This window comes from Micromonospora sp. NPDC003776 (assembly GCF_053605645.1).
In genome coordinates this window covers 1-6,350 of record NZ_JBSGJR010000414.1, presented here as the reverse complement: position 1 = coordinate 6,350, position 6,350 = coordinate 1, and the positions used below count along the sequence as shown (strand labels likewise).

The following is a 6,350-nucleotide window of genomic DNA, read 5'->3' as shown; positions in this document are numbered from 1 at the left end:
GACCGGCCCAGGCTGCCCCGCGCAGCCCACCGGCACCAGAGCGTGAACACGATCAGCACACCCACCACCGGCCACCGGCCACGAGGAGCCGCCCTCGGCGCAGGATTCCACCTCCACGCCCACGCGACCCCACCCAGGTGGGAAACGATCCCGGAAACACACTCCGACCAAGGATCCCAAAGCTAATCAGCGACGCTGTCGATGAGGGGATCGGAGCTCACAGGACGAGCAGCGTAACCGGCCGCGACGATCCAACACGTCCCGTTACTCCCCGTATATGGCACCCTGACCGGATGCGGGGTCGAGGCCCCGTGTCCCCGGGTATCGGCTGCCGGGGTTCGCCACGCACAGTAAGGTCAACCGGGTGAGCGCCACGGGCGAGCACGGCCGGCCGCAGTCGCGAGCGAAGAGGTGACCTAGCAGTGACCACCCCAGGCAAGACCCGTGTGGCGATCGTCTTCGGTGGCCGCAGCCCTGAACACGGCATCTCCTGCGTCAGCGCCGGCAGCGTGCTGGGCGCCCTCGACCCGGACGAGTTCGAGGTGGTGCCGGTCGGGATCACCCGGCAGGGACAGTGGGTGCTGGCCAGCGGCGATCCGGGCCAGCTCGCCATCCAGAACCGCAAGCTTCCGGAGATCACCTCCGGCTCCGGCGCCGAACTGGTGCTGCGGGCCGACCCGGCGGTGGGCGGCCTCATGGTGCTGGACCCGGCGCAGGGCCCCCGGGCACTGGCCGACGTCGACGTCGTGTTCCCGGTGCTGCACGGCGCGTACGGCGAGGACGGCACCATCCAGGGGATGCTGGAGATGGCCGACATCCCGTACGTCGGGGCGAACGTCTTCGCCTCCGCGGCCGCAATGGACAAGGAGTTCACCAAGAAGCTCTGCGCCGTCGAGGGCATCCCGGTCGGCCCGTACGTGGTGCTGCGCAACGGGATGACCATGACCGAGGAGGACAAGGAGCGCCTCGGCCTGCCGGTCTTCGTGAAGCCGTCCCGGGCCGGTTCCTCGTTCGGCATCACCAAGGTCGACGACTGGTCCCAGCTCGACGCGGCGGTGGCCACCGCCCGGGAGATCGACACCAAGGTGCTCGTCGAGGGCGCGATCGTCGGCCGCGAGATCGAGTGCGGTGTGCTGGAGGGCGAGGCCGGCGGCACGCCCGAGGCGTCGGTGCTGGCCGAGGTGCGGGTGATCTCCGGCCACGACTGGTACGACTTCGAGGCCAAGTACATCGACGACGCGTGCGAGTACGACATCCCGGCGAAGCTGCCCGAGCAGGTCACCCGCCAGGTCCAGGAGTACGCCGCCCGCGCGTTCACCGCGCTGGACTGCTCCGGCCTGGCCCGGGTCGACTTCTTCGTCACCCCGGAGCAGGACGTCTACCTCAACGAGATCAACACCATGCCCGGCTTCACGCCCACGTCGATGTTCCCCCGGATGTGGGCGGCCAGCGGTCTGGAGTATCCGAAGCTGGTCAACCGCCTCATCCGCACCGCCCTCCGCCGCGCGGGCCGTTGACCGCCCGCCGCACCGCATCCGCCCTGATTCACGGAAAGAGTGGCCATTCCCGCTCGGGAGGCCACTCTTTCCGTGAATCAGGGCCCAGGAAGGGCGGCGGGGTCAGGCGGAGCAGCCGGAGGGGGCGGTCTTGGCCGACGGGACGGCCGAGACGATCGCGTCCGAGATCGGGGTGACCCACTGGAGCGGCTGCGCGTACTCCTTGGGCACCCGGACCTGGATCGGGACCTCCCGGTCGACCGCGGTCAGCACGGTCGCGTCGGCCTCCTCCGTCGGATGCCAGCACACCTTGTTGACCGACCACACCTCGTCGGTGTCCGGGAAGCACCCGTCGGGCAGACCGCCACCCGCGGTGGGCGAGGGGCAGGGCTTGACCGGCGCCTTCGCCCCGCAGCTGACCGTCAGCGCCGGATCCCCGTACGCGGCGTTCTGCTCGGCGCCGGCGGTCACCGGCCGCTGCTTGAGGTCCCGGACGCTCTCCGGCAGCTGCGACACCAGGGCACGGCACACCACCGCGGGCCGCTCCGCCAGGGCGGGCGCGGGCAGCTCGACCGGCGCGGTCGACTGCGGCTGGGCGGCGCTGGCGGAGGCGCTGGGCGTGGCGGCCGGCTCGCTCGGGGAGAGCTTGGCGAAGGTGAACCCGGCCACGGCCACGGTGACCGGCACCGCGATCAGGGTCGCCCAGAGCGCGGCGCCGCGGGTCGACCGGTCGCGACGCGGCCCGGCCGGGCGGGACTCGTCGGGAGCGGGGGAGGAAGTGATCTCGTCCACTTACAGCCGTACCACCGAACACGTGAGGGTGCGCGTGATGCCGGGCACCAGCTGCACCTTGCTGACGATGAGTTTGCCGAGCTCGTCGACGGTGTTCGCCTCGGTGAGGACGACCACGTCGTACGGCCCGGTGACGGCGTCGACCCGTACCACGCCGGCAAGGTCCGCGATCTGCCCGGCCACGTCACGCGCCCGGCCGACCTCGGTCTGGATGAGGATGTACGCCTGTACCACGACTCGACCTCCGTCCGTCGCCGCCTGGGGCGGCCCGAAGGGTGAAACTACCTTACGGAGCAGGCCTGATCCCTATCGGTGGTCGGCTGGACGCGGTGAGCGAGCGCACGCCGGGTCGTGGGGAACATGGGAGCGCGACGAGGGGACGGCATGACGGTCGCGGGTGTGGGCGAGTTCGGGCTGATCGACCGGGTCACCGCCCGGCTGACGTACGGGGAGAGCGTGCTGCTCGGCCCCGGTGACGACGCGGCGGTGGTCGCCGCGCCGGACCGGCGGGTGGTGGCCTCCACCGACGTGCTGGTCGAGGGGCGGCACTTCCGGCGGGACTGGTCCGGCGCGCGGGACGTGGGCCACCGGGCGGCGGCGGCCAACCTGGCCGACATCGCCGCGATGGGCGCCACCCCGACCGCGCTGCTGGTCGCCCTCTGCATGCCGGCGGACCTGGACACCGCCTGGGCCGAGGAGCTGGCCGACGGGCTCGGCGCCGAGGCGGCCCTGGTCGGCGCGAGCGTGGTCGGCGGGGACATGTCGGCCAGCGCGACGCTGACCATCGCGGTGACCGCGCTCGGGGACCTGGGCGGCCGGCCGCCGGTGGTCCGCTCCGGGGCCCGCCCCGGGGACGTGGTGGCGCTCGCCGGGCGGACCGGCTGGGCAGCGGCCGGTTACACCGTCCTGTCCCGCGGCTTCCGCACGCCCCGGCTGCTGGTGGAGGCGTTCCGCCGCCCCGAGGTGCCGTACGCCGCCGGTCCCGAGGCGGCCGGGGCGGGCGCCACCGCCATGATCGACGTCTCCGACGGGCTGCTGGCCGACCTCGGGCACGTGGCGCGGGCCAGCGGGGTGGCGATCGACCTGACGCGGGACGCGTTCGAGGTGCCCCGGCAGATGCGCGACGCGGCGCAGGCGCTCGGCGTCGACCCGTACTCCTGGATCCTGGCCGGGGGCGACGACCACGCCCTCGCGGCGACCTTCCCGGCCACGGCGACGCTGCCGCCCGGGTGGCGGACGGTCGGGCAGGTGACCGAGGGCGCGGGGGTGACCGTCGACGGGGCGCCGTACGCGGGCCCCGCCGGGTGGGACCACTTCCGCCGGGCCGAGTGATCTGCGTCCGACCCGGGCGGTCGGGAGCCGGGCGGTGGCGGAGCCGGCCGTACCCTTCATGCCGTGAGTGAGATCGAGATCCGGGCACGGCACTTCGCCGCGCCCGAGTCGCAGGCGCTGATCCGGGCGGCCCTGGCCGACCTGGGCCAGCGGTACGGCGGCAGCGGCGACGACACCCCGATCGACGCGGCCCAGTTCGAGCCGCCCGATGGCGCGTTCCTGGTCGCCTACCTCGACGGCCAGCCGGTGGGCTGCGGCGGCTGGCGCAGCCACGGCGACGACGGCGGGACGGCCGAGCTGAAGCGGATGTACACCGCGCCGGCGGCCCGCGGGCGGGGCGTGGCCGGCGCGGTGCTGGCGGCGGTCGAGGAGTCGGCGCGGGAGCAGGGCCGCAAGCGGATCATCCTGGAGTGCGGTGACCGGCAGCCCGAGGCGATCGCGATGTACACCTCGGCCGGCTACGAGCGGATCCCGAACTTCGGCTACTACCAGGACGCCCCGGGCTGCCTCTCGTTCGGCCGCACCCTCTGATCCTCAGGCCGGGGCGGATCAGGCGACGTCGAACCGGATCTGGTCGGCGGCCTTGCGGGCGGCGCCCTCCGCCTCGGCCGGATCACCGCCCCAGGCCAGCACGTGCCCGCTGCGGTGCGCCGAGGACGTCACGTCCCGCGTGGTGGCACCCACCGCCACGTCGATCTGCACGTCGAGCACGCCCGGCACCCGCAGCGCGGCCCGGCGCCCGTCCACCCCGGTGACCCGGCCGGGCGGCGCGACCAGGAACTCCACGGCCGCGGCGCCGGTGGGCCGGGCGGGCGGCGCCGCGGGCCGCCCGCCGCGCAGCATCGACAGGTACGCCGTGATGACGTCCCACTCGTAGGCGATCGAGATCAGCGCGGTGATCATGTCGCCGGGCATCCGGCCGGCGCACTCCACCAGCGTCGGCGCCCCGTCGGTGAGGATCCACTCGCTGTGCAGCATGCCGGTGCGGAAACCGGCCGCCTCGGCCAGCCGCACGGCGGCCTCCCGCAGCGCCCGGCGGGCCGGCTCCGGCAGCGCGGACGGCACCGTGTGCCCGGACTCGACCGGATACCGGCCACCGATGATCCGCTTGTCGGTGACGTTGGCGAAGATCGTCTCCCCGTCGGCGACCAGCAGCTCGACGCTGTGCTCCGAGCCGTCCAGCAGCTGCTCGACGAGCACCTCGGTGGGCAGGCCACGCGCGGTGGCCTCGTCCGGCTCCGCCGGGGCGGCGCTGGCCGCCCACCACCGGGCGATCTCCGCCGGGTCGGTGACCAGCTGCACGCCGAGGCTGCCGGCGCGGCGGGTGGGCTTGAGCACGCACCGGCCGCCGTGCCGGCGGGCGAACTCCTCGGCCCGGGCCGGGTCGTCGACCAGCTCGTACGCCGGGTTGGCCAGCCCGGCCCGGTCGGCCAGCAGCCGCATCCGGTGCTTGTCGGCGAAGACGTCCGCCGCCGCCACCCCGGCGCCGGGCAGGCCGAGCCGGTCGGCCAGCCGGGCGGCCGCCCCCACGCCGTACTCCAGGCCGGGCATCACCAGCCGCGCGGTGGACAGCCCCGGCTCCCGGGCGAGGAGGGCGTCGACGTCGAGGCCCGTCTGGTACTCGGCCGGGACCAGCCGGGAGACCAGCGGCAGCCCGGCGCAGAACGGCTCCAGGCCGCGCCGCCGGATCACGTCCGGCTCCTCCACCAGGACGACGCTGCCGGCCGGAAGATGGTCGTTCAACCAGCGCAGCGGGCCGAACGCCGCGCCGACCACCACCATCTCGTCGCGACCCAGTTCCAGCTCCACCGGTCCTTCTCCCCACACGCGCTCGGCGCCGGACCGGACACCCGGCGCAGCACGACCCTAACCGGGCCGCGCATCATCGGGTTGGCGGCCATCCGACGGCTCCGGCCCCCGGACACGACAGAAGCCGGCGGACCGCTCGGGTCCGCCGGCAACCGACGACTACGGGGTGGCGCTACCGCGTCAGGCGCGGGTGACCTTGCCGGCCTTGATGCACGAGGTGCAGACCTGCATCTTCTTGGTGGTGCCGCCACCGGCCGGGGTACGCACCGACTGGATGTTCGGGTTCCAGCGGCGGTTGGTCCGCCGGTGCGAGTGGGACACGTTGTGGCCGAAGCCCGGCCCCTTGCCACAGACGTCGCACACGCTAGCCACGGGATACTCCTGGGTTTGAAACGTTCATGAGGTCGCCGCCAGGCGCTGCCCGGGCAACCTGGCCAGGTTACCCGATGACATGCCGGGACGCCCAACCGGCCCGGTCGGGCGAGCTGGGAACGGGACCAGCGTACCGGCCGGAGGAGGGCGCGAGCCGTCCGGCCCGGGCCCTCGGACACGCCGACGGGGGCCGGGCGACTCCGGCGTGTGTCGGTGCGCGCCAGTAGGCTTCCCGACGTGCTGGACACCCTCGACGCCGCCGCGGTACGCCGCTGGTGCGCGAGCGGGCTGGCCGCCCTGCAACGGCACCAGGGCGAGATCGACGACCTCAACGTCTACCCGGTCCCGGACGGGGACACCGGCACCAACCTCGTGCTCACCCTCACCTCCGCGCACCAGGCCCTCGCCATGGACCTGGGCACCCTCCCCGAGGACGGGCACACCCCGCACGGGCACGCGCTGCGGCTGATGGCCCGCGGCGCCCTGCTCGGGGCGCGGGGCAACTCCGGGGTCATCCTGTCGCAGCTCCTGCGCGGCCTGGCCGACGCG

Annotated in this window: 8 protein-coding genes; 4 read left to right on the top strand and 4 right to left on the bottom strand. The window is 74.0% G+C overall.

Annotated elements, in window-relative coordinates:
* The first annotated feature begins 422 nt into the window (after positions 1-422).
* Positions 423-1,517, top strand: coding sequence for a D-alanine--D-alanine ligase family protein (locus ACWEVO_RS26630; protein ID WP_452310245.1), 1,095 nt, complete (start codon positions 423-425; stop codon positions 1,515-1,517).
* 102 nt (positions 1,518-1,619) lie between these two features.
* Here the strand turns inward: ACWEVO_RS26630 and ACWEVO_RS26625 are convergent, their stop codons facing one another.
* Positions 1,620-2,288 (bottom strand): DUF3515 family protein, encoded by a 669-nt coding sequence (locus ACWEVO_RS26625; RefSeq protein ID WP_452310244.1) that lies wholly within the window; start codon positions 2,286-2,288, stop codon positions 1,620-1,622.
* Complete coding sequence (locus ACWEVO_RS26620) at positions 2,289-2,522, bottom strand: Lrp/AsnC ligand binding domain-containing protein (RefSeq protein WP_091268792.1); 234 nt, start codon at positions 2,520-2,522, stop codon at positions 2,289-2,291. It abuts the gene before it with no gap.
* Between the two features lie 150 nt (positions 2,523-2,672).
* On the opposite strand from ACWEVO_RS26620, the gene ACWEVO_RS26615 reads away from it, so the two are divergent.
* Positions 2,673-3,620 (top strand): thiamine-phosphate kinase, encoded by a 948-nt coding sequence (locus tag ACWEVO_RS26615; RefSeq protein WP_452310243.1) that lies wholly within the window; start codon positions 2,673-2,675, stop codon positions 3,618-3,620.
* Positions 3,621-3,683: 63 nt separating this feature from the next.
* Entirely contained in the window at positions 3,684-4,151 is a 468-nt protein-coding gene (locus ACWEVO_RS26610) for a GNAT family N-acetyltransferase (protein WP_452310242.1), read from the top strand.
* A gap of 18 nt (positions 4,152-4,169) precedes the next feature.
* Here the strand turns inward: ACWEVO_RS26610 and ACWEVO_RS26605 are convergent, their stop codons facing one another.
* Both ACWEVO_RS26605 and rpmB read right to left on the bottom strand, forming a co-directional pair.
* Positions 4,170-5,429, bottom strand: coding sequence for an ATP-grasp domain-containing protein (locus ACWEVO_RS26605; RefSeq protein WP_452310241.1), 1,260 nt, complete (start codon positions 5,427-5,429; stop codon positions 4,170-4,172).
* 180 nt (positions 5,430-5,609) lie between these two features.
* Positions 5,610-5,801: a 50S ribosomal protein L28 gene (rpmB, locus tag ACWEVO_RS26600; protein WP_073832489.1), complete on the bottom strand. Its 192-nt coding sequence runs from the start codon at positions 5,799-5,801 to the stop codon at positions 5,610-5,612.
* 237 nt (positions 5,802-6,038) lie between these two features.
* Here rpmB and ACWEVO_RS26595 point away from each other — a divergent pair.
* Positions 6,039-6,350, top strand: a 312-nt coding sequence (locus ACWEVO_RS26595; RefSeq protein ID WP_452310240.1) for a DAK2 domain-containing protein, incomplete at its 3' end; no start/stop codon positions are given.

Bases quoted from the DNA above. Each gene is read 5' to 3' on its own strand.
- ACWEVO_RS26615 (WP_452310243.1), top strand. From the start codon at position 2,673: ATGACGGTCGCGGGTGTGGGCGAGTTCGGGCTGATCGACCGGGTCACC.